Source organism: Rhodopseudomonas palustris HaA2 (assembly GCF_000013365.1).
Lineage (GTDB): Bacteria > Pseudomonadota > Alphaproteobacteria > Rhizobiales > Xanthobacteraceae > Rhodopseudomonas > Rhodopseudomonas palustris_J.
The window spans coordinates 1,324,697-1,349,624 of the sequence record NC_007778.1 but is presented as its reverse complement, the minus strand read 5'-3'; the positions used below and the strand labels follow the sequence as shown (position 1 = coordinate 1,349,624).

The window sequence follows — 24,928 nt, the reverse complement described above, 5'->3', positions numbered from 1 at the left end:
GCGCGGGCAGTATTGGTAAGTTTGATGAACGATGTTTCGACCAGAGCGCCGGCGCGGGGAGCGAAGTCGCTGACGCTTCCGAATATCCTGACCTACGCCCGCATCGCGGCGATTCCGGTCGTGGTCGGCTGCATCTATGCGCAGTCGATCATGGGCGGCCCGCTCGCGCTGCGCTGGGTCGCTCTGGCGGTGTTCATCGCGGCCGCGATCACCGACTTCCTCGACGGCTATTACGCCCGGATCTGGGACCAGCACTCGGCGTTCGGCCGGATGCTCGACCCGATCGCCGACAAGCTGCTGGTAGCATCCTGCCTGCTGATGCTCGCCGCCGACGGTATCATCCATGGCTGGACGCTGTGGGCCGCGATCGTGATCCTGTGCCGCGAGATCCTGGTCTCCGGCCTGCGGGAATATCTCGCCGCATTGCGGGTCAGCGTGCCGGTCACCAAGCTGGCGAAATGGAAGACCACGGTGCAATTGGTGGCGATCGGCTTCCTGCTCGCCGGCGACGCCGGCGACGAGGTGCTGCCCTACACCACCCAGATCGGCCTGGCCCTGCTGTGGATATCCGCGCTGGTGACGATGTACACCGGCTACGACTATTTCCGCGCCGGCATCCATCACCTGATCGAAGAGGATTCGCGATGAAGGTGAAATACTTCGCCTGGGTCCGCGAGCGGATCGGCCTCGACGAGGAGACCATCGAGCCGCCGGCCGAGGTCGCGACCGTGTCCGATCTGATCGGCTGGCTGTCGGCGCGCGGCGAAGGCTATGCCTTCGCGTTCGAAAAGCCGGGCGTGATCCGCACCGCGCTCGACCGCACCCATGTGCGCCCCGACACGCCGATCGCTGGCGCCCGCGAGGTCGCCTTTTTCCCGCCGATGACCGGCGGCTGAGCGCGCCGCGCACGGGATGATCCGATGACCGTTCCGGTGACGATCCGCATTCAGGACGCCGATTTCGACATCGCCGCAGAGATCGCGGCTATGTCGAAAGGGCGCACCGATATCGGCGCGGTGGTGAGTTTCAGCGGCATCTGCCGCGGCGCCGAAGGCGATGATGCGGTCGCAGCACTGACGCTCGAGCATTATCCCGGCATGGCGGAAGACGAGATCGGCCGCCACGCCGCCGAAGCCGTGAAGCGCTGGCCGGTGACCGCACTGACCATAGTCCACCGCGTCGGCCGGATGCTGCCGGGCGACAACATCGTGCTGGTGCTGGCCGCGTCGTCGCACCGGCAAGCCGCATTCGCAGCGGCCGAATTCCTGATGGATTATCTGAAGGCCAACGCGCCGTTCTGGAAGCGCGAGGAGCGCGCCGACGGCACGCGCTGGGTCGAGGCGCACGACCGCGACGACGCGGCCGCCGCGCGATGGAGCAAGGATTGATGGCGAAACAAGCGAAGGCGAAAGCCGCGAAGAAGAAGACGCCGGCGAAGCGGCCTGCCAAGCCCCGCGCCGCGGCAAAAGTCACCCCGGCCTCCGGGCACGAGCGACCGGCGAAGCGCCGCGTCGCCGTGGCGATGCCGCTGGATCTCGAACTCGATCCCTACGAAATGTTTCCGGGCGAACTGGTCAGCCTGCTCGACTTCGTCCGCTTCGCCGTGAGCCGCTTCGCCGAGGCCGGCGTGGTGTTCGCACACGGTACCACCGATCCGATCGCCGAAGCCGTGTTCCTGATCGGCGAAGCGCTGCATCTGCATCCCGACCAGTTCGAGATGTTCGCGACCGCACGCGTCACCGATCACGAGGCCGTTGGGATTCTCCATCTCATCGAGCAACGCATCACGACGCGGCTGCCCGCCGCCTATCTCGTCAACAAGATCTACATGCGCGGCGTGCCGTTCTACGTCGACGAACGCGTGATCGTGCCGCGCTCCTATATCGGCGAACTGCTCGACTCGCATTTCGACGGCGGCGAGACCTCGCTGATCGGCGATCCGGAAGCAGTCGCGCGCGTGCTCGATCTGTGCACTGGCTCGGGTTGCCTCGCAATTCTCGCGGCGCGCAGCTTTCCCAATGCGGCCGTCGACGCCGTCGATCTGTCGGAGGATGCGCTCGCGGTCGCAACCCGCAACGTCGCCGACCACCATCTTGGGGATCGCCTCTCGCTGCATCACGGCGACCTGTTCGCGCCGCTGCTGCAGGATGCCCGCTACGATCTGATCATCACCAACCCGCCTTACGTCGACGCCGACGGCATGGCGAATCTGCCGGCCGAATGCCGCGCCGAACCGGCGATGGCGTTCGACGGCGGCGACGATGGACTCGATATCATCCGCCGGATTCTGGCCGAGGCGAAGGATCATCTCACGCCGGACGGCGGCCTGCTGTGCGAAGTCGGCCGCTGCCGCCCCGCGATCGAACAGGACTTCCCGCATCTGCCGCTGCTGTGGCTCGACAGCGAGGATTCCGAAGGCGAAGTGTTCTGGATCGCCGCGGCGGATTTGTAGACGATTAGAGCAGCTCTGGTTTTGATGGAATCACCGCCGTCATCCTGAGGTGCCCGCTGGGCCGCGCATGCGCGGCGCTGCGGGCCTCGAAGGATGAGCCGCGAGCGGCTTGGCCGCATCCTTCGAGGCTCGCTGCGCTCGCACCTCAGGATGACGACTCAGCACGCGAGAATGACGCGTTGCTTCAATCATTCGATGAAGTGCTCTAGTTCGAGCGACCATCTCTCGCCGTCATTCCGGGTTCGCGCTGCGCGCGCCCCGGAATGACGTTGATAGGAGGTCCCCCACAACGAGCTGCTACTAGCCAGAAAGGCTACTACTCGCTCGTTCCGAACCGCAACATCGCAAATTCCGTATCGTCATAAGCGCGCCGCTCCAGCTCGACGAAACCGTCCGGCGCGGCGAAGCCGGCGTCCTTGGCTTCCTCGACGATCACCAGCGCGTCGGGCGTGAGCCAGCCGCCGTCGCGCAGCGAGGCCAATGCTTTCTCGGCGAATCCCATGCGATAGGGCGGATCGAGGAACACCAGTGAAAACGGCTCGACCGGATGCGCCGGGCCGAGATTGGTGGCGTCGCGGCGATACACTTTGCTGACGCCGCCGAGGCCGAGCGCCTCGACATTGGCGCGGAGCAGCGCGCGAGCTTCCGCGCCATTGTCGACGAACAGCGTGAACTTGGCGCCGCGCGACGCCGCCTCGATGCCGAGCGCGCCGGTGCCGGCGAACAGATCGAGCACGCGCGCGTCACCGATCGGGTCGCCGTAGGCGTGCATCAGGATATTGAACAGCGACTCGCGCAGCCGATCCGCCGTCGGGCGGATGTCGCGCGACGACGGCGCCACCAGATTGCGGCCCCGCAGCCGCCCGCCGATCACGCGCATCGGTTAGTCCTCGCGAGGTGCCGGTTCGCGCTTGCCGTGATAGCGCCGGGCGGGGCCGCGGGTGAGGCCCCGGTCGCCGCCGCTGCCGGTGCGCTCGACCTTGACCTTGCGGCCCTTGCGGTCCTCGACCGCGCCGCGCTTGGTCGGGGCTTTCTTCTTCGGCGCCGGCGCCGCCTCGGCAGCAGCGACGGGCCTGCCCGGACGCGGCTTCGGCCGCGCCTCGCTCGGCGACGGCCCGCCGAAATCGGCGCCCGCGAGCTGGATGATCTTGTCGCCGAGCTGCTCGCGCAGCACCCGCGTCTTGACCTCCTCGACCTCGCCTTCCTCGATCTCCAGCAACTGGAACGGGCCGTAGGAGACCCGGATCAGCCGGTTCACCTCGAGGCCGAGATGCGCCAGCACGTTGCGGACTTCGCGGTTCTTGCCTTCGCGGATCGCGAACACCAGCCAGACATTGGCGCCCTGGTCGCGTTCGAGCTTGGCTTCGATCTCGCCGTATTTGACGCCGTCGACCTCGATGCCGTTCTTCAACTCGTCGAGCTGCGCCTGGGTGACTTCGCCATGGGCGCGGACGCGGTAGCGCCGCAGCCAGCCGGTCTCCGGCAGTTCGAGCGCGCGCGCCAGCCCGCCGTCATTGGTCAGCAGCAGCAGGCCCTCGGTGTTGAAGTCGAGCCGGCCGATCGAGATCAGGCGCGGCAGGTCTTCGGGCAGATTGTCGAACACCGTCGGCCGCCCCTCGGGATCGGCATGGGTGGTCATCAGCCCGCGCGGCTTGTGATACAGGAACAGCCGCGTGCGCTCGCGCTCCGGCAACGGCTTGCCGTCGACGGTGATGACGTCGGAGGGCATCACGTCGAGCGCCGGACTGTCGATCACCAGGCCGTTGACCGCGACGCGGCCCTCGGTGACCCAGGTCTCGGCGTCGCGGCGCGAACACAGGCCGGCGCGGGCGACCACCTTGGCGATGCGATCGCCGGTCTTGTCGTCGGCTCTCGCCGCCGGCGGCGCGCGACGTTCCTTCTTCGGCTCGGTCTTCGGCCGCTCGCGATAGGCGCCGCGGCCGCCGAAGGCCGGGCGCTTGGCGAAAATCTTGGTGTCGTCCTCGTTGGCGCGGCGCGGCCGGTCGAAACCGCGTTCGCCGGCGTCGCGGCTGCGCGGACGATCGGCCGAACGGGTCTCGCTGCGCGGATGTTCGTGCCAGTCGCCCGACCGTTCGCGGCGTTCGAACTTGGGACGATCGCCACCGCGATCCTCGCGCGGCTTGTCGAACCGCGGCTTGTCGAAGCTGCGCGGGCCGCGCTCGCTGCGCTCGGCGGAGGCGCCGTCGCGCTTCTGCCAAGGCTTGGATTCGCCGCGATCGGCCCCGCGATCCGGACGGCTGCCGAACTCCTTGCGCGGGCCACGATCCGGGGCGCCGCGGCCGAATTTCCGATCGCCGCCCTCGCGCGGCTTGAACGGGCGCTTGTCGCCGCCTTCGCGCGGCGTATAGGGACGCTTCTCGCCGTCCCCGCGCTGTGCGTAAGCGCGCTTCTCGCCGCCGCCGTCGCGGGCCGCGTAAGGCCGCTTGTCGCCACCTGCGCGGGGCGTATAGGGCCGCTTCTCACCATCCCCGCGCGGCGCATAAGAGCGCTTCTCGCCGCCGGCGCGGGCGGCGTAAGGACGCTTCTCGCCACCGCCTTCGCGCGGCGTATAGGGCCGCTTGTCGCCACCCTCGCGGGGCGTATACGGGCGTTTTTCGCCGCCTTCCCGCGAGGCATAGGGCTTGCGGTCGCCGAATTTCTTGTCGCCGAACCGGCCTGCCGGACGGGCGCCGTCACCGCGGTCGGCGCGCGGCGTATAGGGCCGTTTGTCGCCGCCCTCGCGCGGCGCGAACGAGCGCTTGTCGCCGAACTCCTTGCGCGGACCGCGCTCGGGACGGTCGCCGCCGCTGCGCGCGGGGCGCTCGTCGCGGTTGAAACGCGGACGCGGCGCGTCGCCGTCGTCGCGGCGCGGCCGAGCCTCGAAATCGCGGCGCGGCGCAGCACCCTCGCGCTTCACGTAGGGCCGCTTGCCCTCGCCGCCGAAGCTGCGCTTGGCGTCGCCGCCGGGCGCTTTTTTGGCAAAAGGCTTGTCGCCGCGGGGCTCATAAGCCTCGCCGCGCTTGGCGAATTTCTTCTCCGGGCCGCGCGCCGCGCCGGACCGGCCCTTGCCGCCGGAGGCACTCTTGCCGCCGCCCGGCCCCTTGCCGCCCGCGCCTTTGCCGCCGAAGCCGCCCTTCCCGCCGGAAGCGCCTTTGCCGCCGGAAGCGCCCTTGCCGGCGCCGGGCCGATCGCGGCGACCCCGCGCGGAAGCGTTGTTTTTGTCGGTGTCGCGGGGCATGACTGGTCTTTCTGCAGGATCCGTCCGGGATCGGAAATGGGACTCAGGCGGTCGGGAACGGGCTCACACGACGTTGACGGGCGCTCTCGACGAAGGCGCATGGTCGACGCAAAACCGGCATCCACGTTTGCTGAATGGCGTCTCCTAGCAGAGTTTTCGGGACGATACGAGCCATATGACGACACCCTCCTTCATGGATCTGGCGCTGGCCGCCGCGCAAACCGCCGGGCAAGCCGGCGAAGTGCCGATCGGCTGCGTCATCGTCCGCGCCGGCGCGGTGATCGCCAGCGCCGGCAACCGCACCCTGACCGACCGCGACCCCACCGCCCATGCCGAGCTCCTGGCAATCCGCGAAGCCGCGCGAAAACTCGGCAGCGAGCGGCTGGTCGATTGCGATCTCTACGTCACGCTGGAGCCGTGCACGATGTGCGCCGGCGCGATCTCGTTCGCGCGCATCCGCCGGCTGTATTTCGGCGCGTTCGATCCGAAGGGCGGCGCGGTCGAGTCGGGCGTCCGCTTCTTCGGCCAGCCGACCTGCCACCACGCCCCGGAGATCTATTCCGGCGTCGGCGAACGCGAGGCCGCCGCGCTGCTGCGGGAGTTTTTCCGGGCGCGGCGGTGAAGGTGACGGCGACGTTTCGGCCCGATGGCGCCCCCGCGAGCGTCATCCTGAGGTGCTCGCCGTCTTCGGCGAGCCTCGAAGGATGGCGCGTCACCGGCACTGAGGCTGTCATGCCTGCGGCCGATCCTTCGAGGCTCGCTGCGCTCGCACCCCGGATCAAGTCCGGGGCTGGCTCTCAGGATGACGGAGCGCGTTGCGAAAGCGCGCGCACCGAACAATGAACTATCAAACAGCCACGCTGAATTCTTCTCGCGGCTCGCTGAGCCCGAGGTGTGCACCCGTCGCTTCACAGCGAGGGGTGGGGGCGCGCCGCGTGGCGCAAGGTTGGTGAGGTTCGCGAGGGCTTGCGATCCCTCGCGCAACGCCTCGTCGGCGCGCCCACCGCGGCGGTTTTGGGCATCGGGACCGTTCTTCCGGGAGCACAGCGGAGCGGGATCTCCCCGGCCTTGCTGCGCCCGTCCAGCCACGAAAGCGGCAGCCGCTCGTAGTAGCGGCGGACGGTGACCTTCTGCCTCCCGGACGCGTGCTTGCGAGGCACGACGCGCAGGACGCCGCGTCCATCCGGCTTTGCTGACCAGCGCCAGCTCCGCCGAACCATCGTTCCGGACCGGTTCCCCGGCCTTCGCGATCTGTCCCGCTTGTACGACGCCTCGCGAAGCGCCCCTCACGGACAGGACGGTGCGGACTATAATCATAATAGGATTATTGTCAAGTAATGTTTTGTCTCGTGTCCCGGACGCGCTGCGGCACGAAGTGCCGCTGCGCAGATCCGGGACCCCGGTTAGCGCCCTCACGACGGTCATTGCCTCGTAGTCAGAAACCGGGGTCCCGCATCTGCGGCGCAGCGCTGCGCGCTGCACCGCGTGCGGGACACGCTGATCATCGTGGAACTGCTGCGAATTGATCGAAGATGGCCGGGTCGCCCGACCAACGCTGAAACCCTCACGTCTCCGTCATTCCGGGGCGAGCCGACGCGCGGTCACGCGCGTCGGCGCGAACCAGGAATCCATAACCACCGCGCTCGGCGGTGAGGCATGAGGGTTGCGGCACTGTGCCTTGCCGCGAGTCCAGGGGATATGGATTCCGGGCTCGCGAGCTGCGCTCGCGCCCCGGAATGACAATGGAGAGGCATTGCCCAAACAATCGTCTCGAAGCATCCTTGCGCCGATGCAAGAGCGGACTACGCTGCGCGATCTACTCCGTGCGACTCGGTGAGGAGAGCCATGACTGCGAACAAGCGCGCTTTGGGCAGCGACTTGAAGACAATTGACGCCCACATCATCACCGCCGAGGAATATGACGAGATTCCGGAACTGACGGACGAGGATTTTGCCCGCGCCGATCTGTATCGCGGCGGCAAGCTGATCAGCCGCGGCCGGCCGAAATCCGACGACCCGAAGCAGGCGGTGTCACTGCGGCTCGACGCCGAAGTGCTGCGCTGGTTCAAGAGCACCGGCCCCGGCTATCAGGCGCGAATGGGCGAGGTGTTGAAGCAGCACATGACGAGGAAGAAGGCGGAGGGGAAGATCAAGCCGTAGCGTTTAGCGCCGCGACACCCAAGGCGGCGGGGAAGGGCGATGGTTTCACTGCGCTCAACCTATCCTCCGCGCTGCCGTCGGATATCGAGGTGCAGTACCAACTTGAAGCCCAGCTCGGCAACACCCGCCTCTACCTATAGTTGAAGTTGGAAGCCCTTCAAAACCATGGCAAACATGTGGCGCCCTACTTTGACCGCGGTGACAGATGACGAAAAGCGACGGAACCAAACCTGACGGGCAACACGACGAAGAAATTGAGCAAATCAAGCACCATTCACTCGTCTATCTATATAAGATTGTTCATATTTTCGCATTTACAGCACACGCACTAGCTCAGATTGCCTGCGATTTTGCCATTATCTACGCGATATTGCGGTCCATTCAGTGGATGGAAGGTCACGTAAGTCATGACTATGAATTTTTGACCCTGAACGTGCATAAGATCATTTTTCACGTTGACGTATTGGTACTGCTGAGTTTCGTCTTATTTCTCGCTGGTAAGGTGGGATTCAATCTATGGGCCTCGATAAGGCATAACAAAAAATGACTATGCTGGATCTCAGTCTAAGGGCTCTTCCGCGCGAACTTTTTCGCGAAGCACGGCTTGCGGGGACCATAGGCTTGACCGCGGCGACCGTCGGCGTGGCTCTTGGAATTATTTCTCAACTATCAGGATACGAGATTGTAAGCCTTCCCGTTCAGAAGGGAATTGAACAATCACCATCGCTTACTCCCACTCCAAACGAGGATAACGACATTGAAAAAGCCAATTTGTTGGTTGCTACAAAAGAGACTTTGACAAACCAAGCGGTCATTCACGCCCTGGGTCTACCAATGCTGCTCGCCGCTGAGGCCGGCTCAGAAATAAGCTTCAGTACACTCGCTTCCCCTAGGCCAAATTTCAAACTTGAGAAGAAGGAGTCCCTCGCCCTATATACCGCACGAATTTGGCTAGCTGACCCTGGCTATTCGCGTGCGAATACTGCCCACGGACAACTAATCCTCGGCGACCAAATAGATGGCAACCGGACCAATCTGGTTACAACTTCTGGCAGATTATTTTCTTATGGTTACTCTGCTGACCCAGGACACCATTTCGGCTATTCAGTGAACTCGAAGGAAATTACCTTCGAACTCTTACAGAATTTTAGAATGAGTAACGAGGCCAAATTATCACCTACAATCGAGAGCAGCTCGCTTTACAGGATGTATCGCATGGACACGACAGCATTCTCGGAAATTACTGCTGTGAGCGGCTCATCGCTGCGCAGCAGCGGCATGAAATTCTGACGCCGGATATGCGAACTGCTGAGAAATATGAGAAGTTCGTGAGTCGAAGCGCTACTCTGGTCAAGTGACCTGAGGCTCGAAAGTCAATACGTTAGCCGACGCACTCTGGAACGACGAAGCTTGACGGAGGCGCTTGCGCCGCGCACTTGATGGCGAGCGGGCATCTCTCAATCCGCTACTCGCACTGGCAGAGACGAACCGAGGCACGGCAGATCAGGACAATTTGATCGCTTGAGCGCTCCTTGATCCATCAAAGAATACCCTGCGCCCTACAACCACTTCTTCCACTTGAAGAACATATACGGCAGCACCGCGGCCATCAGCATCATGCCGAGCGCCATGGTGTAGCCGTGGGCCCATTGCAGTTCGGGCATGAATTTGAAGTTCATGCCGTAGACCGAGGCGATCAGGGTCGGCGGCATCAGGACGACGGCCATCACCGAGAACAGCTTGATGATGTTGTTCTGCTCGAGATTGACGACGCCCAGCATGGCGTCGAGCACGAAGGTGATCTTGTTCGACAGGTAGCTGGCGTGGTCGGTCAGCGAGATCACATCGCGCTGCATGGTCTTGAGCTGGGTGCGGCTGTCCTTCGGCCATTTCAGGCCCTCGCCCTCGACGGTGAGGAAGGCGACCAGGCGGCCGATCGAGACCAGGCTCTCGCGCACCTTGGAGACGAGGTCGCCCTTGCGGCCGATCGCGATCAGGATCTCGGAATAGCGCTTCTGGTGGCCGGTGCGGGCCGAGCCCTCGGGCTCGAAGATCTCGCGGCTGACGTCGTCGACGTCGGCGCCGGCGCGCTCCAGAATGTCGGCGCAGCGGTCGATCACGGCGTCGAGCAGTTCGAGCAGCACGGTCTCGCCGGTGGCGGCGAAGGACGGGGTGCGGGCGAGCCGGTTCTCGATCACCGCGAACGGCCGCGGCTCGTCATAGCGCACCGTCACCAGGCGCTTGCCGGCCAGGATGAAGGTGACCGGCGACAGCCGCGGCGAGGTGGTGTCGGCGCCGCACATCAAGCTGGCGGTCATATAGCGGGCGCCGTTCTCGATATACAGACGGCTGGAGATCTCGATCTCCTGCATGTCCTCGCGCGTCGGCACCGCGATCCCGGCCAGCTTTTCCACCGCGTGGTCCTCGTCCGGCGTCGGCCGCTCGAGGTCGATCCACACCGTGTCCTCGGGCAGCGCGGCGAAATCGACCGAGGCGGCCCGCTTCAGCGCGGAATCGACGGGGGAAAAAAGCGCAAGCATGGCAACTCCGGACAGGACGGACGACGATCCGCGGGGGTGGCTCGGCCCGTCACTGCGCAACCGGGCCGGATTTGGCAAGGCCCAATCCACGGAGGTGGCGAACCTTGCCGATGTCGATGACGCGACTGTGACGGCGCCGCGGCGCGGCCGGCGCCGACTGCACAGGGATTGATCAGCTCGCGAGCCGTCTGAGGCATAAATATCACAGCCCGACTTCCGTCGTACGAAACCGTCATCAGCACGCTGGAAACCGACCGCCATTCAGCGATAATCAAGATTGTGGAATCATGATTTCGCTGAAGTCGTGAAGCCGCTGGTCGGTGTTGATTACCGTCCGGCGCAGAAGGTCGATTGGAACGATAGAATGGCGTCGATGGCATCGAGACTGGGACTGCTGGCGGTAGGTTTGCTGCTGTCGGGCTGCATGCAGACCACCTACCAGGCGGCGCCGGAAGCGACGCTGAAGCCGAACGACAAGGCGCAGCTCGCCAAAGCGCGCTACGCCAAGGTGTCGGTGCCGGAACAGTTCCGCCGCGCCATCGTCGACTATCACCGCAAGGAAACGCCCGGCACCATCGTGGTCGATTCCGACAATCATTATCTCTACCTGGTGCAGGACGGCGGCAAGGCGATCCGCTACGGCGTCACCGTCGGCGAGGAAGCGCTGGCCTTCTCCGGCATCGCCCGGGTCGGCAACATGGCGGAATGGCCGAAGTGGACGCCGACCGCGGACATCCACAAGCGGATCGAAGGCCTGCCGGCCTCGGTGCCCGGCGGCGTCGACAACCCGCTCGGCGCCCGCGCGTTGTATCTCTATCAGGGCAACCGCGACACCCTGTTCCGGATCCACGGCACCAACCAGCCGGAATATATCGGCGCCTCGATTTCCTCGGGCTGCATCCGCATGACCAATGAGGACGTCATCGACCTGTACACCCGGGTCAAGAACGGCACCATCGTGGTGGTGCTGGAGCCCAAGCACGGCGACTCGCCGTACAATTCGAAGATGGCGCAGGGCAGCGGCACCGCGACGCAGTAACGCGACGCGGCGGGCGCCCGGCGGATCCCTCCGCAGAATTCGAAAAGCGCCGGTTTTCCGGCGCTTTTTTATTGCGGAAGCGCACCCCAAGCACGGCGCGCCCCCTCTCCCGCTTGCGGGAGAGGGTTGGGGTGAGGGCGAGCCAGGCACTGACTCAGCAAGCTCGGAGCGAAGTGCCCTCACCCGTCCCGGCTTCGCTGCGCTACGCCGGGCCGACCTCTCCCGCAAGCGGGAGAGGTTGCGCTGTGCCGGCTGCGAGCTCTGATCGAAAACGTCACGCCAGCGGACTCGGCTCGCATCGCGCAGAAAGCTGACGCTACCGCAGTTCCGACTGCCGCTCACCCCGCGACTTCTTCGGCTTTCTCTTCGCCTTGCTGCTCGCCGGCGGCGGCTCTGGCTTGGCGGCTTGCTCGCCCTGCTCCGGCTCAACCTGCTGCGGCGGCGCGTTCTCAGGCTGAGCCTGCTGCGGCGAGCGGTTGGGGTCGCGGTCCTGTGGCTCGCCGGCCGCCACCTCGCGCGGCGGCGCTTCGGCCGGGCGCTCCGCCGGCAGCAGCGGCGCGATGACGGGCAGCGGCTCCCACACCTCCCATTGACACATCTTGTAGCCGCCGCGACGCTCGGCGAGATCGAGGTGGACGTGCTCCTCGTGATAGCCGTCCGAGCCCGGGCCGAGCACGGTGGCGAAGCGGTCGCACACCGACTGCCGCACGCTCTCGCGCACCGCGCGCGGCGCGGCGCGGTCGGTCAGCGACAGCATGCGGCCATCGGCCAGCTTGAAGCCGCGCAGATCGATCGCATTGGCGCGGCCGTGCTCCGACAGCTTGGCCCCGCGCACCCGGTTGCGACCGCGGCAATCGTAGGAGTCGTAATTGTCGAGCGCGGCGAGACGCGTGGCCAACGACGCGGCGAGCGGCGCGAGGTCGCTGCGAACCCAGTCGACGAGCGCGCTGGCCATCGGGCAGCGCAACGTCGCCGCCGGCGTCAGCGGCACGCGGCTGCCGTCCGGCAACACCACCGCTTCGAGCTTCACCAGATCGGTTCCGCCACAACTGCCGGGGCCGGCAATGTCGGCAAGGCTCGGCGCGATCGCGATCGCGTCGGTCAGCGCCAGCCGGCATGCCGAGGGCGGCTTCGGCTCCGGCTTCGGCTCCGGCTTCGGCGGCGGCGCCGCTTCCGCCTGCGGCGCATCGGCCTCGGGCCGGTCCGCCGCGCGTTCGCCCTGCAGTTGCGGCGCCTCGGCCGGGCGCGGCTTCGGCAACGGTATCTCACCCTGCGCCCACGCGGACGACGCGCCGAGCACAACCAGCGCGATCAGCACCGCGCGCGTCGACGCTTTGCCGCGGAACAATTTGCGACAAGACCGTTTTCGCCCGGCCGTCTCCGCGCTAAGGTCGCGCCCAATCCATGAAGGATAACAATCAGGAGGAACGATTTGATGCTTGGACTGATGCAAGACTGGCCTTTGCTGTGTCACCGGATCATCGAGCATGCGGCGCAGGTCCATGGCAACCAGGAGGTGGTCACCCGTTCGGTGGAGGGGCCGATCGTCCGCACCACCTATGCGCAGATCCATCGTCGGGCGCTGAAGGTGAGCCAGATGCTGGACCGCGCCGGCATCAAGCTCGGCGACCGCGTCGCGACGATCGCCTGGAACACCGCCCGGCATCTGGAATGCTGGTACGGCATCATGGGAATCGGCGCGATCTGCCATACGGTCAATCCGCGGCTTTTTCCGGACCAGATCGTCTGGATCGTCAATCATGCCCAGGACCGGGTGATGATCACCGATCTCACCTTTATCCCGATCCTCGAAAAGATCGCCGACAAGATGCCGAGCGTGGAGCGCTACATCGTGCTCACCGATGCGGAACACATGCCGCAGACCACGCTGAAGAACGCGGTCGCCTACGAGGAATGGCTGAAGGAGGCCGACGGCGACTTCGCATGGAAGAGCTTCGACGAGAACACCGCGGCGGCGATGTGCTACACCTCGGGCACCACCGGCGATCCCAAGGGCGTGCTGTATTCGCACCGCTCCAACGTGCTGCACGCGCTGATGGCCAACAACGGCGACTCGCTCGGCACCCGCGCGTCCGACACCATGCTGCCGGTGGTGCCGCTGTTCCACGCCAATTCCTGGGGTATCGCGTTCTCGGCGCCGTCGATGGGCACCAAGCTGGTGATGCCCGGCGCCAAGCTCGACGGCGCCTCGGTCTATGAACTGCTGTCGACCGAGAAGGTGACGCACACGGCCGGTGTTCCCACGGTGTGGCTGATGCTGCTGCAATACATGGCCAAGGAAAAGCTGACGCTGCCGGATCTGAGGATGGTGGTGTGCGGCGGCTCGGCGATGCCGCGCTCGATGATCAAGGCGTTCGTCGACATGGGCTGCGAGGCGCGCCACGCCTGGGGCATGACCGAGATGAGCCCGATCGGCACGCTGGCGGCGCTGAAGCCGCCCTTCGACAAGCTCGAAGGCGACGAGCGGCTCGACCGGCTGTCGACCCAGGGCTATCCGCCGTTCGGCGTGCAGATGAAGATCACCGACGATGCCGGCACGGACGTGCCGTGGGACGGCAAGACCTTCGGCCGGCTCAAAGTGTCGGGCCCGGCGGTCGCGAAAGCGTACTACCGCGTCGACACCGAGATCCTCGACGATCAGGGCTTCTTCGACACCGGCGACGTCGCCACCGTCGACGCCGACGCCTATATGCGGATCACCGACCGCTCCAAGGACGTGATCAAGTCCGGCGGCGAGTGGATCTCGTCGATCGACCTGGAGAATCTCGCGGTCGGCCACCCCAAGGTGGCGGAAGCCGCGGTGATCGGCGTGTATCACCCGAAATGGGACGAGCGGCCGCTCTTGATCTGCCAGCTCAAGCCGGACGTCACCTGCACCCGCGACGAGATCCTGCAATACATGGACGGCAAGATCGCCAAATGGTGGATGCCCGACGACATCGTGTTCGTCGAAGCGATCCCGCATACGGCGACCGGCAAGATCCTGAAGACCGCCTTGCGCGATCAGTTCAAGACCTACAGCCTGCCGAACGCGGCGGCGTGAGGACGGCTGTTTTCGCAAGGCGTCGCCACCGGCACGGTGCAACCTCTCCCGCTTGCGGGGGAGGTCGGATCGCGCAGCGATCCGGGTGGGGGAAGCGGCAGTTCGACGAATCGCAGCCTCCCTGCCCGCGTCGCCCTCACCCCAGCCCTCTCCCGCAAGCGGGAGAGGGAGCAGACGGTGACCGCGGCGACGAACACCTCCGCACGCTGAGGTGGATTGTCGAATAGCGCTGCGCAGCGATTGGGCCGACGCCAATCCGGCCTTGAAATTCGCCGCCCGCCATGGTCTCAACGGCGAGGTTGCGGCGCGGCACGATTGCGGCCGGCGTTGCCCTCGAACCTTTCGAAACGGACCCGATGGCGCGTAGATTCAACGCTCCCTATCACATGGAGCCCGTCTCGCGCCTCGCCGTCTGGGCGCGCTACGTCGCGGTGTTCGCCGCGATCACCGCGGTGGTCTCGACGCTGCTGGTGCGGTTCGACTTCCTCGAAGTGCGGCCGGCGATGGCGACGTTCTTCGGCGCGCTGGCACTCGCCGGGCTGTCGATCCTGCTGGCGCTGGCCGGCTTCGCGGCGATCTGGCAGAACGGCTCGCGCGGCATGGCGCGGATCCTGCTGGCGCTGCTGATCGATGTGCTGATCCTCGCCTATCCGTCCTATCTCGGCTGGCAGTATCGCACGCTGCCGGCGATCCACGACATCACCACCGACCCGATCGACCCGCCGAAATTCGAGACGCTGGCCCGGCTGCGCACCAGCGACGGCGCCAACTCCGCGGTCTATGCCGGCCTCTACTCCGCCGAGCTGCAGCGCGACGCCTATCCGGGGATCGAGACCGTGCAGATCGACCTGCCGGTGAACCGCGCCTACGAGCTGACGCTCAACCTGGTCAACAGGCGCAAATGGCGCGTGGTCGACGCGCGCCCGCCGCAACTGCCGCGCCGCGAGGGCCATATCGAAGCGGTGGCGCGCACCGCGGTGATGGGCCTGCCCGAAGACGTCGCGATCCGCATCCTGCCGGACGGCGACGGCGCCCGCATCGACATCCGCTCCGCCTCGCGCTTCTTCAAGAGCGACCTCGGCAGCAACGCCGCGCGCATCGCCAAGCTCAGCGAAGCCATCACCAGCGCCGCCGAGAACGCGCCCACACCGAAGCCCGAACCGGCGCCGAAGCAGCCGGCGAAGGGCAAGGGGCAACCGAAGAAGTAGGCGGGTGGCGAGTAGTGGTTTTGTCACCGCCCTGCCCCCGAACACAGCGCGCTCCCTCTCCCGCCTGCGGGAGAGGGTTGGGGTGAGGGCGACGCAGGCAGTGACTCAGCGACTCGCGGAGCGGAGTGCCCTCACCCGGATCGCTGCGCGATCCGACCTCTCCCGCAAGCGGGAGAGGTGGCGTGCGCCGGCTGCACGGCAGTCCATGACAAACCGCCGCCGTGCAGGCCAAGTTCTATTACTTCGCCAGCCGATAGCGCCCGCCGATCAGCGGATCGCCGTCGGTGGTGACGACGCCGCGGATCACCAAATCTTCGAGATGCGCCAGCACCGAATAGCCGGCGGCGCCGATCAGGCGCGGGTCGATGCCGATATAGATGGCGCGGACCATGGTCGGGATGTCGGTCTCGCCCTTGGCGAGGCGATGCAGGATCGAGGCTTCGCGGGCCTGGCGGTGGCGCTTGAGGAAGCGCGAATAGCGCGGGCCCTCGAGGATCTCGGCGCCATGCCCCGACAGATACAGTTGCTCGTCGCGCGCCATCAGCCGGTCGAGCGACTCCATGTAGTCGACCATCGAGCCATCGGGCGGCGCCACGATCGAGGTCGACCAGCCCATGATGTGATCGCCGACGAAGATCGCGTCGCGCTCCTTCCAGGCGAACGCCATGTGGTTGGCGGTGTGGCCGGGCGTCGCCACCGCTTCCACCGCCCAGCCGTCGCCCTCGATCACGTCGCCGTCGCGGATCGTCACGTCGGGCCGGAACGCGCGGTCGGCGCCGGATTCGGTCGACACCGTCTCGCTCTCGAAATACGGCCGCGAGGCGCGGTGCGGGCCTTCGGCATAGACGGTGGCGCCGGTCAGGGCCTTCAGCCGCGGCGTGCCGGGCGAATGGTCCTTATGCGTGTGGGTGACGAGAATGTGGGTGACGGTCTCGCCCTTCACTGCGTCGATCAGCGCCTGCGCGTGGGCCTCGCTGTCCGGGCCGGGATCGACGATCGCGACCTTGCCGGTGCCGATGATGTAGCTGACCGTGCCGGTGAAGGTGAACGGCGACGGGTTGTTGCAGAGCACGCGGCGCAGCCCGGGGCGAACCTCCTCGACCACGCCGGCCTGCAGCGGGAAGTCGCGATTGAACGGGACGTCGTCGGAGGCAGCGCTGGCGTCGTTCATGGCGTTTCCGGTGATGTTGTTGTTTGTTATCTGTTGTCACCCATCCGACCAGCGTGTCCCGGGCGCGGTGCAGCACGAGCGAAGCGAAGTGATGCGCCGCAGAACCGGGACCGTCGCGACGGAATAGCCTGTTGCGGTCCCGGCTCTGCGAAGCAGCGCAAGCGCGCTGCATCGCGTCCGGGACACAGAGCTTACGAAAACGCCTGCAGCCCGGTGATGGCGCGGCCGATGATCAAAGCGTGGACGTCGTGGGTGCCCTCGTAGGTGTTGACCGTCTCGAGGTTCTGGGCGTGGCGCATCACGTGGTACTCGATCTGGATGCCGTTGCCGCCGTGCATGTCGCGGGCGACGCGGGCGATGTCGAGCGCCTTGCCGCAATTGTTGCGCTTGACGATCGAGATCATTTCCGGCGCGACCCGGCCTTCGTCCATCAGCCGGCCGACGCGCAACGACGCCTGCAGGCCGAGCGTGATCTCGGTCTCCATGTCGGCGAGCTTCTTCTGCACCAGCTGGGTGGCGGCGAGCGGCCGGTTGAACTGCTTGCGGTCGAGCGTGTACTGCCGGGCGCGCTGGAAGCAATCCTCGGCGGCGCCGAGCACGCCCCAGGAGATGCCGTAGCGGGCGCGGTTGAGACAGCCGAACGGACCCTTGAGGCCCGACACGTTGGGCAGCAGCGCCTCTTCGGGCACCACGACGCCGTCCATCACGATCTCGCCGGTGATCGAGGCGCGCAACGAGAGCTTGCCGCCGATCTTCGGCGCCGACAGGCCCTTCATGCCCTTCTCGAGGATGAAGCCGCGGATCTGGTTGTCGTGCGCGGCCGACTTCGCCCACACCACGAACACGTCGGCGATCGGCGCGTTGGAGATCCACATCTTGGTGCCGGTGAGGCGATAGCCGTCGGCGACCTTCTCGGCGCGGGTCTTCATGCCGCCGGGATCGGAGCCGGCGTCGGGCTCGGTCAGGCCGAAGCAGCCGACCCATTCGCCGGAGGCGAGCTTGGGCAGATATTTCTTACGCTGGGTCTCGTCGCCATAGGCGTAGATCGGATACATCACCAGCGACGACTGCACCGAATTCATCGAGCGATAGCCGCTATCGACGCGCTCGATCTCGCGCGCCACGAGGCCGTAGGCGACGTAGCTGGCATTGGCGCAGCCGTAATCCTCGGGCAGCGTGATGCCGATCAGGCCGAGCGAGCCCATCTCGTTGAAGATCTCGCGATCGGTCTTCTCTTCGAGATAGGCCTGGCTGACACGCGGCAGCAGCTTGTCCTGCGCGTAGGCGCGCGCGGTGTCGCGGATCATCCGCTCGTCTTCGGTGAGCTGATCTTCCAGGAGCAGCGGGTCGTCCCACTTGAAACTCGCGGGAGCCGGCTTGTCCTTGGTTTGCGCGCGAACGCTCATCGATCATCCTTTCGGGACGCTGCCGCATGGTGCGACAGCAGCAAGGTAAAACGTTGGTCAGGTGCCTTCAAGGTGCTCGTTGCCGACGATCTCGATGCCGAAACCGGACAGGCCCTTGTAGTCGAGCTGCGACGAGGTGAGATGCCGGATCGACGAGACGCCGAGGTCGCGCAGGATCTGCGCGCCGACACCGATCTCGCGCCATTGCCGGTGACGATCGGCTTCCGCCGATTTCGGCTCGTCGATCGGCGCGACCGGAACGCCGGCGGCGCCGTCGCGCAGATAGATCAGCACGCCGGAACCGTTCTTCTTGAAGTGATCGAGCACCGCTTCCATCCGGCGGGCGCCGGTGAAGATCTCCTTCACGATGTTCGGCTTGTGGAACCTCGTCAGCACGTTCCTGCCGTCGCCGATGCCGTTGTAGACGCAAGCGACGTGCGCGATCTCGTCGAACGGCGAGCGATAGGCGTAGCCCTGCATCGGCCCGATCGGGCTTTCCAGCGGGAACGTCGCGACGCGCTCGATCAGCTTCTCGCGGGCCTGGCGATGCGCGATCAGGTCGGCGATCGTGACCAGTTTGAGGTTGTGCTTCCTGGCGAATTCAACGACCTGCGCGCCCTTGGTGACAGTGCCGTCGTCGTTCATCAATTCGCTGATGACGCCGACCGGCGGCAGACCCGCCAAACGACAAAGATCGACCGCGGCCTCGGTGTGGCCGGAGCGCAGCAGCACGCCGCCGTCGCGCGCGATCAGCGGGAAGATGTGGCCGGGCCGCGCGAAATCATTGGCGCCGGCGTTCGGATTGGCGAGCGCCCGGCAGCACGAGGCGCGCTCGTCGGCGGAGATGCCGGTGCCGTTGTCGGGCTTGTAGTCGATCGAGACCGTGAAGGCGGTGGTGTGGTTGCTGTCGTTGTGCGCGACCATCGGATCGAGCCGCAACCGGCGGGCGTCGTCCATGGTGATCGGCGCGCAGACGATGCCGGAGGTGTGGCGGATGATGAACGCCATCTTCTCGGCGGTGCACAGCGAGGCCGCGACCACGAGGTCGCCTTCGCCCTCGCGATCGTCGTCGTCGGTGACGACGACGATTTCGCCGGCAGCGAAGGCTTGCAGAACGTCCTGGATCGGATGCGCCATGGTCCACTCTCTGGAAACAAGAGCCGACCATATGACGCAGCGCGCGCGGCGACGCAACCCGCGCCGCTGCGGGGCTGGTTGCGGCTACCGCACAGCGGAATTGGCGGTTTCCGCGGCGGCCTTCTTCTGCACGAACTGATCGTAGGCCTCGACCGCCTGGGCGGCGTACATCACGCTGGGGCCGGCGCCCATATAGATCGCCATGCCCATCGTTTCCATGATCTCGTCGCGGGTGGCGCCCTGCCTCACCGCGGCCTCGGCGTGAAAGCCGATGCAGCCGTCACAGCGAGTCGCCACCGAGATCGCCAGCGCGATCAGTTCCTTGGTCTTGGTGTCGAGCGCGTTGGCCTTCAGCGCCGCCTGCGCGATCGCCGAGAAGCCTTTCATCACGTCCGGCGCGCCGCCGCGCACTTCGCGCAACGCCGTCGACAATTCGCCGGTCAAATCGATCCAGTTCTTGTGCATGGTCTCACCTGAAAGAGAACAACTCCCGGGATCGGGCCGTAGCCGATTCCGGGAGCTTCAACAAACCGCGGTCGATCAGGACTGCTTGGCGGGGCAGGTGCGGATGCCGAACAGCGTGTAGGCCGGGCAGAAGCCGACCGCCGCGGTCAGCAGCGGCACCACGCCGATCCACGCCCACCACGCGTCGGCGTTGGTCAGCGCCCAATAGATCAGGCCGGCGCCGACGATGGCGCGCAGCAGGCGGTCGATCATTCCCATGTTGACGGTCATCTTGAATTCCCCTCGCTTGGTTGAGTGACACTCGACGTGTAAGGGACGCTGGGCACACGGTCTGTGACGAAGTCACCGCCCGCGACCGGCGGGCGGCTCAGCGGCCGGCCTGGGCCGCGGCGCGCAACGGCGCGGCGTTGCGCAGTTCGACCCGGCCGCGGCCGAGGCTGACCCAGCCGCGGCGCTCGAAGGTCTTGAGATGTCGGCTGACGACTTCGCGCGCGGTGCCGATCTCGGCGGCGAGCTGCTGATGCGTGATCGACAGCCCGCGGCTGTCGTCGGCGAGTGCGAGCAGCCGCGCCGCGAGGCGGGAGTCGATCGAGGCGAAGGCGACGTTCTGGATCACCGCCATCAGGTCGGCCATCCGCGCCGCCTGGGCGTTGAACACGAAGCTGCGGAACTGCGCCGAGCGCGCCATCAGCTCGTTGAAGGTGGCCGCCGGCAGGCCGACCGCCTCGACCGGCGTCTCGGTGACGGCGAAGGCGCTGTAGCTGTCGCAGGCGAGCAGCGCCAGCGTGGTGAGAATGCAGATGCTGCCGGGACCGAGCCGGTACAGCACGATCTCGTTGCCCTCGGCGTCGAGCTGAAACACCCGCACCGTGCCGACGGTGACGAGGATGAACATGCTGCAGGGCTGATCCGGCGCGAACACCGTGGTGCCGGCGGGAAGGCTCATCGCCATGGCGCCGCCGGTCAGCGGCGCGCGCTCGGCCTCGGGCATTCCAGCCAGAGCCGGGAAGCGCTGCAACCAGCCGAGATCTGGCAAGCTCATCACGACCGCCGTTCACCACACCCTGCTACTCGTATGCCGTATAGCATTCGGCGGGCGTTTGATCCTTGTCAACGGGCGGCGGCGGCGAACCGCCGCGGCTCAGCGCCCGGCCGTGGCCTGTCGCGGCCGCCAGAAGCGCGCGCGCAGCCGCGGCGCGATCAGCCACGCCAGCGGCGCGGCGAGCACGAAACTGGCGACCACCACCACGGGGATCAGGTCGAAGGCGTGGCGCGCGAGCGACGGGAGCGTCATGACGGTCACGAGGCCGACGCCGAATACGACCGCATTGATCATCATGTAAACCAGCGCCGCGATTTGAAAGCGGATCGACATTGCAAACCTCCTGTTCATAGGTCAAATCCGGACGCAGCGGCTGGTTCCGGGGGAAGCGAGCGGCGTTGCCGCAGGCGAAGGTCGGAACCTTTCGCCGCACGCGAATTGGCGCGCGCCGGCCGGCAAAGTGCTAGATCAGCGGCCCGGCCGCAGAATCCCTCGCCGGCCGAGCCGCAGGACAAGTGAGCGATCGATGGGTTTGGGACTGGAACGGAAGCTGCAGCGCTGGCTCGACGAGCACAGCCTGCCGCAGATCATCATCGCGGTGCTCGGCGTGATCATTGTGCTGGCGCTGATCCTGGTGGTCGGCGGCTATTGGCTGGTGACGCCTTGACGGCAGACGCGGCGACGGCGCTGCGGATTCACGGCGGCCGGATCGACATCGCGGCGACATGCTATCCCGACGCGCCGCGGCCCTGGATCGATCTGTCGACCGGGATCAATCCGATCGCTTATCCGGTGCCGCCGCTGGCGCCGTCATGGTTCGCGCGGCTGCCGCTGACGAGCGAGCTCGACGATCTGTGCGCCGCTGCCGCACAGGCCTACGGCCTACCGGACGGCGCCGCGATGCTGCCGGTGCCGGGCAGCGAGATCGCGATCCGGCTGGCACCGCTTGCGCGGACTGCGTCCGGTTCGATCGCGCAAGTCGGCATCCTCGGGCCGACCTACGGCTCGCACGCGGCGGCGTGGTGCGCGGCGGGCGCCGAGGTGCATGAGATCGACACCCTGCCCGATCCGCAGGCGGCGTTCGACGTCGTGGTCGTGGTGAACCCGAACAATCCGGACGGCCGGCTGATCGCGCGCGAGCCTCTGACCGAATTCGCACAGCACTGGAGCGCGGCCGGGCGCCGCCTCGTGGTCGACGAAGCCTTCGGCGATCTCAGGCCGGAGGCGTCGCTGCTGCGCGGCGCGGCGTTGCCGCGTGGCGTGGTGGTGCTGCGCTCGCTTGGAAAATTCTTCGGCCTCGCCGGGCTGCGGCTGGGCTTCGTCGCGGTGAATGCCGACGAGGCGCAGCGCTGGCGCGATCTGCTCGGCGACTGGGCGGCGTCCGGACCGGCCTGCACGATCGCGACGGCCGCGCTGCGCGACACCGCGTGGATCGACGCGACGCGGGGGCGGCTGCGTGAGGATCGCCGCCGGCTCGACGCGACGCTGGCCGCTGCCGAACTCACGCCGTGCGGCGGCACCGATCTGTACGGGCTGTATGAGAACGCAGACGATCGCGATCTGGTCGATCGCTTCGCGCGCGCGGGCATTCTGATCCGCGCCTTCGCGCACAGCCCGCGCCGATATCGCTTCGGACTGCCGGCGGACGAGCCCGCCTGGCAGCGGCTGGCGCAGAGCTGCGCGCAGCGGGCGGGCTGATCGCAGCCAGCCCGGAGCGCGGTTGCGGCCGGGGGCTCAGGCCGCCCGGCGCATCGAGGGTTTGCGGACCGGCGGGGCCGGGGCGCGGGCCACGGCGTCGGAGGCGCGGCTGTCGAACGCGTCGCCGCAGGTCAGCAGCACCAGACCGGACAGGCCGGCGGCGGATCCGATCAGCCCGAGCGTGATCAGCAGCGGATAGCCGATGAAATAGATCCCGGCGATCAGCAGCACCACGAGGTTGAAGGCGAAGAAATACTTGGCTTCGGGCGTGCCGTGGACGGCATCCTTCACCAGCCAGCCGATCACCGGCACATTATAGAACATCCGAACCACGGCACTCATCTCCATGCTCCTGCGGTTACGCATCGATCCGGCCGGGTCAGTGGCAACCGCAGCGGGACACCACCCACTCGCTTTCGCCTTTCAATCCCAACTTCGGCTCATCACTTGAGCGCAGTGCAGCAAATGTCAATCTGCCAAGCTGTCCCTGCGTATCCGCACGCAGTCAAAACGAACGAAAAATATACCTAAATACCTCCGGACGACCGCCTCCCCCTGCGCCTCAACTGTGCATTAACCACTGACATTGCCCGGTTGGGGCTCACCCCCGCTCGCCGGCCGCGCGGCGCTTTGCGGCGATCTGCTGGGCTTCCTCGGTCAAGAGCCGCCGGTCCGGCTTGTTGGTCGCCGATAACGCGATGGCGGCGCGGAATTCGACGAAGCGCGGGTGGGCGAAGGCCGGGCCGTTGGCGATGGTGAAGGTCTTCACCGCCGCCTCGTCGATCGCGGCGCCGTCCTGCTTCACCACGAAGGCGAACGGCAGCGTGCCCTTGATGTCGTCCGGCACCGGCACCACCGCGGCCTGGTGCACGCCGGGCATCCGCTCGATCAGTTTCTCGACCTCGCCGGGCCAGACGTTCTCGCCCCCGACCACGAACATGTCGTCGGCGCGCCCGAGGAAATGGAAGAAGCCGTGCGCGTCGCGGCGCATGATGTCGCCGGAGCGATACCAGCCGTCGCGCATCACCTCGGCGGTCTTCTCCGGCCGGTTGTTGTAGCCCTCCATCAGCATCGGGTTCTTCATGTAGAGCACGCCCTCGTCCGGCGAGGGGCCCTCGCGCAATTCGGCGAGCGCGCCCTCGGTCGGATAGCCGACCGCCGTGTCCGGCCGCGGCAGGCCGTCCGGATGCGGACCGAACACGCCGGGGCCGGCCTCGGTGGTGCCATAGGCGTTGCTGATCGCCGCCCCCGGGAAGATGCCCTGCACCTTCTCGACCAGCGCCTTGGTGAGCGGCGCCGAGCCCATCATCACATGGCTGACCGAGGAGAAATCGAGCGTGGCGATCAGGTCGCGCTCGCGCGCCATCATCGCCAGCATGGTCGGCACCGAGGTCAGCCAGGTGACGCGATATTTGGCGATCGCCTGCGCATAGAGCCGCGCGTCGAACGACGGCAGCAGCACCATCGAGGCGCCCGCATGGAGCGCGGTCTTGGCGCTGATCGTCGCGTTCATGTGGAACATCGGCGCGGCGACGATATAGCGATGCTGCGAGCGGTCGCCGGCGCGCGCCGCGGTGTCGAGCGCCCACATCTGCGATTCGTGCGACAGCAGCACGCCTTTCGGCATGCCGGTCGACCCCGAGGTGTAGAGAATGGTGGCGACCTCGCGGGCCTGCGGCTCGATCGCGGTGAACGGGCCATGGTCGAGCAGCGCCGCGTAGCCGTCCGGCGCGTCGAAATCGATGCCGAGCACGCCGTCCGGCACCGTCGCGGCACGCTCGTGATCGTGGAACACGGCGCGCAGATCGGCGTCCTTGACGATGTAATCGACGGTGTCGCGCGCCAGCTTGAACGAGATCGGCACCGCGACGAGGCCGGCCCGCATGATGCCCAGATAGGCCGCGATCATCGGCGCCGAATTCAGCGACAGGATGCCGACGCGGTCGCCGCGCGTCAGGCCGCGGCCGAGCAGCCCGCGCGCCACCGCGTCGCAGGCGGCGTCGAGCGCGGCGTAGGTGATCTCCTGCGGCTGCTCCGGGCGGCGCAGATCGATGATCGCGACCTTGTCGGGTTGCGCCGACGGATCGAAACAGCAGCCGAGATTGCGGGACGGCCAGGACATGAAGGCACTCCAGAGGGGACGTGATCGTAATTGGACTGAAACGGCTACGGAGGTCTCGGTCCAGTCCGTGTACTCAGAGTTCGTCATGCCCGGGCTCGTCCCGGGCATCCACGCCTTCGAGCTCGCCGACGTGGCAAGACGTGGATGGCCGGGTCAAGCCCGGCCATGACGGGTTGAGGAATCCGG

General features: G+C 66.5%; 26 protein-coding genes. 13 read left to right on the top strand and 13 right to left on the bottom strand.

The window, feature by feature from the left end:
- Positions 1-24: 24 nt before the first annotated feature.
- Genes pgsA through prmB form a run of 4 tightly spaced genes read left to right on the top strand, consistent with a single transcriptional unit; the run spans position 25 to position 2,452 of the window.
- Positions 25-648 carry a CDP-diacylglycerol--glycerol-3-phosphate 3-phosphatidyltransferase gene (pgsA, locus tag RPB_RS05940; RefSeq protein WP_041798000.1) on the top strand — a complete coding sequence of 208 codons (624 nt, stop codon included), beginning with the start codon at positions 25-27 and terminating at the stop codon, positions 646-648.
- Complete coding sequence (gene moaD, locus RPB_RS05935) at positions 645-896, top strand: molybdopterin converting factor subunit 1 (RefSeq protein WP_011440074.1); 252 nt, start codon at positions 645-647, stop codon at positions 894-896. Before pgsA ends, moaD begins: the two co-directional genes overlap by 4 nt.
- Before the next feature lie 24 nt (positions 897-920).
- Positions 921-1,388: a molybdenum cofactor biosynthesis protein MoaE gene (locus tag RPB_RS05930; protein ID WP_011440073.1), complete on the top strand. Its 468-nt coding sequence runs from the start codon at positions 921-923 to the stop codon at positions 1,386-1,388.
- Positions 1,388-2,452 carry a 50S ribosomal protein L3 N(5)-glutamine methyltransferase gene (gene prmB, locus RPB_RS05925; protein ID WP_011440072.1) on the top strand — a complete coding sequence of 355 codons (1,065 nt, stop codon included), beginning with the start codon at positions 1,388-1,390 and terminating at the stop codon, positions 2,450-2,452. The genes RPB_RS05930 and prmB overlap by 1 nt, the downstream gene beginning before the upstream one ends.
- Positions 2,453-2,768: 316 nt before the next feature.
- On the opposite strand, the gene rsmD is transcribed toward prmB, so the two are convergent.
- Both rsmD and RPB_RS05915 read right to left on the bottom strand, forming a co-directional pair.
- Complete coding sequence (gene rsmD / locus RPB_RS05920) at positions 2,769-3,332, bottom strand: 16S rRNA (guanine(966)-N(2))-methyltransferase RsmD (RefSeq protein ID WP_011440071.1); 564 nt, start codon at positions 3,330-3,332, stop codon at positions 2,769-2,771.
- Between the two features lie 3 nt (positions 3,333-3,335).
- Entirely contained in the window at positions 3,336-5,690 is a 2,355-nt protein-coding gene (locus RPB_RS05915; protein WP_011440070.1) for a pseudouridine synthase, read from the bottom strand.
- A 175-nt stretch (positions 5,691-5,865) separates the two neighbouring features.
- Here RPB_RS05915 and RPB_RS05910 point away from each other — a divergent pair, with 175 nt between their 5' ends.
- From RPB_RS05910 to RPB_RS24505, 4 genes are all read left to right on the top strand, one after another.
- On the top strand, positions 5,866-6,312 hold the full coding sequence (locus tag RPB_RS05910; protein WP_011440069.1) for a nucleoside deaminase: 447 nt from the start codon (positions 5,866-5,868) through the stop codon (positions 6,310-6,312).
- A gap of 1,223 nt (positions 6,313-7,535) precedes the next feature.
- Positions 7,536-7,850 carry a BrnA antitoxin family protein gene (locus tag RPB_RS05905; RefSeq protein ID WP_011440068.1) on the top strand — a complete coding sequence of 105 codons (315 nt, stop codon included), beginning with the start codon at positions 7,536-7,538 and terminating at the stop codon, positions 7,848-7,850.
- Between the two features lie 205 nt (positions 7,851-8,055).
- Complete coding sequence (locus tag RPB_RS05900) at positions 8,056-8,397, top strand: hypothetical protein (RefSeq protein WP_041797998.1); 342 nt, start codon at positions 8,056-8,058, stop codon at positions 8,395-8,397.
- A complete protein-coding gene (locus tag RPB_RS24505; protein WP_157038780.1) occupies positions 8,394-9,140 on the top strand; it encodes a hypothetical protein in 747 nt (248 codons plus the stop codon). The genes RPB_RS05900 and RPB_RS24505 overlap by 4 nt, the downstream gene beginning before the upstream one ends.
- A 269-nt stretch (positions 9,141-9,409) precedes the next feature.
- On the opposite strand, the gene RPB_RS05895 is transcribed toward RPB_RS24505, so the two are convergent.
- Positions 9,410-10,390, bottom strand: a complete 981-nt coding sequence (locus tag RPB_RS05895; RefSeq protein ID WP_011440067.1) for a magnesium transporter CorA family protein — start codon at positions 10,388-10,390, stop codon at positions 9,410-9,412.
- 364 nt (positions 10,391-10,754) lie between these two features.
- On the opposite strand from RPB_RS05895, the gene RPB_RS05890 reads away from it, so the two are divergent.
- The gene (locus RPB_RS05890) at positions 10,755-11,429 is read left to right on the top strand and encodes a L,D-transpeptidase (RefSeq protein WP_011440066.1); all 675 of its coding nucleotides are present in this window, start codon (positions 10,755-10,757) and stop codon (positions 11,427-11,429) included.
- A 316-nt stretch (positions 11,430-11,745) separates the two neighbouring features.
- Here RPB_RS05890 and RPB_RS05885 read toward each other — a convergent pair whose 3' ends face one another.
- Positions 11,746-12,747: an extensin family protein gene (locus tag RPB_RS05885; protein ID WP_041798583.1), complete on the bottom strand. Its 1,002-nt coding sequence runs from the start codon at positions 12,745-12,747 to the stop codon at positions 11,746-11,748.
- Positions 12,748-12,864: 117 nt separating this feature from the next.
- Here RPB_RS05885 and RPB_RS05880 point away from each other — a divergent pair, with 117 nt between their 5' ends.
- Entirely contained in the window at positions 12,865-14,493 is a 1,629-nt protein-coding gene (locus RPB_RS05880; RefSeq protein ID WP_011440064.1) for a fatty-acid--CoA ligase, read from the top strand.
- 356 nt (positions 14,494-14,849) lie between these two features.
- Positions 14,850-15,701 carry a DUF1499 domain-containing protein gene (locus RPB_RS05875; RefSeq protein ID WP_041798582.1) on the top strand — a complete coding sequence of 284 codons (852 nt, stop codon included), beginning with the start codon at positions 14,850-14,852 and terminating at the stop codon, positions 15,699-15,701.
- Between the two features lie 238 nt (positions 15,702-15,939).
- On the opposite strand, the gene RPB_RS05870 is transcribed toward RPB_RS05875, so the two are convergent.
- The 7 genes from RPB_RS05870 to RPB_RS05840 form a co-directional block, all read right to left on the bottom strand.
- The gene (locus RPB_RS05870) at positions 15,940-16,872 is read right to left on the bottom strand and encodes an MBL fold metallo-hydrolase (protein WP_011440062.1); all 933 of its coding nucleotides are present in this window, start codon (positions 16,870-16,872) and stop codon (positions 15,940-15,942) included.
- 191 nt (positions 16,873-17,063) lie between these two features.
- Positions 17,064-18,278, bottom strand: coding sequence for an acyl-CoA dehydrogenase (locus RPB_RS05865; protein WP_011440061.1), 1,215 nt, complete (start codon positions 18,276-18,278; stop codon positions 17,064-17,066).
- A 57-nt stretch (positions 18,279-18,335) separates the two neighbouring features.
- Positions 18,336-19,415, bottom strand: a complete 1,080-nt coding sequence (gene ribB, locus RPB_RS05860; RefSeq protein WP_011440060.1) for a 3,4-dihydroxy-2-butanone-4-phosphate synthase — start codon at positions 19,413-19,415, stop codon at positions 18,336-18,338.
- Between the two features lie 84 nt (positions 19,416-19,499).
- A complete protein-coding gene (locus RPB_RS05855; RefSeq protein ID WP_011440059.1) occupies positions 19,500-19,880 on the bottom strand; it encodes a carboxymuconolactone decarboxylase family protein in 381 nt (126 codons plus the stop codon).
- 75 nt (positions 19,881-19,955) lie between these two features.
- Positions 19,956-20,150: a YgaP family membrane protein gene (locus RPB_RS05850; RefSeq protein ID WP_011440058.1), complete on the bottom strand. Its 195-nt coding sequence runs from the start codon at positions 20,148-20,150 to the stop codon at positions 19,956-19,958.
- A gap of 97 nt (positions 20,151-20,247) precedes the next feature.
- Positions 20,248-20,922: a Crp/Fnr family transcriptional regulator gene (locus RPB_RS05845; RefSeq protein ID WP_011440057.1), complete on the bottom strand. Its 675-nt coding sequence runs from the start codon at positions 20,920-20,922 to the stop codon at positions 20,248-20,250.
- Positions 20,923-21,021: 99 nt separating this feature from the next.
- A complete protein-coding gene (locus RPB_RS05840) occupies positions 21,022-21,255 on the bottom strand; it encodes a hypothetical protein (protein ID WP_011440056.1) in 234 nt (77 codons plus the stop codon).
- Between the two features lie 193 nt (positions 21,256-21,448).
- Here RPB_RS05840 and RPB_RS24840 point away from each other — a divergent pair, with 193 nt between their 5' ends.
- Positions 21,449-21,589, top strand: a complete 141-nt coding sequence (locus tag RPB_RS24840) for a hypothetical protein (RefSeq protein ID WP_011440055.1) — start codon at positions 21,449-21,451, stop codon at positions 21,587-21,589.
- A complete protein-coding gene (gene cobD / locus RPB_RS05835) occupies positions 21,586-22,620 on the top strand; it encodes a threonine-phosphate decarboxylase CobD (RefSeq protein WP_011440054.1) in 1,035 nt (344 codons plus the stop codon). Before RPB_RS24840 ends, cobD begins: the two co-directional genes overlap by 4 nt.
- Before the next feature lie 36 nt (positions 22,621-22,656).
- Here the strand turns inward: cobD and RPB_RS05830 are convergent, their stop codons facing one another.
- Both RPB_RS05830 and RPB_RS05825 read right to left on the bottom strand, forming a co-directional pair.
- Positions 22,657-22,962 carry a hypothetical protein gene (locus RPB_RS05830; RefSeq protein WP_011440053.1) on the bottom strand — a complete coding sequence of 102 codons (306 nt, stop codon included), beginning with the start codon at positions 22,960-22,962 and terminating at the stop codon, positions 22,657-22,659.
- A 259-nt stretch (positions 22,963-23,221) separates the two neighbouring features.
- Entirely contained in the window at positions 23,222-24,742 is a 1,521-nt protein-coding gene (locus RPB_RS05825) for a class I adenylate-forming enzyme family protein (RefSeq protein WP_041797996.1), read from the bottom strand.
- Positions 24,743-24,928: the final 186 nt, after the last annotated feature.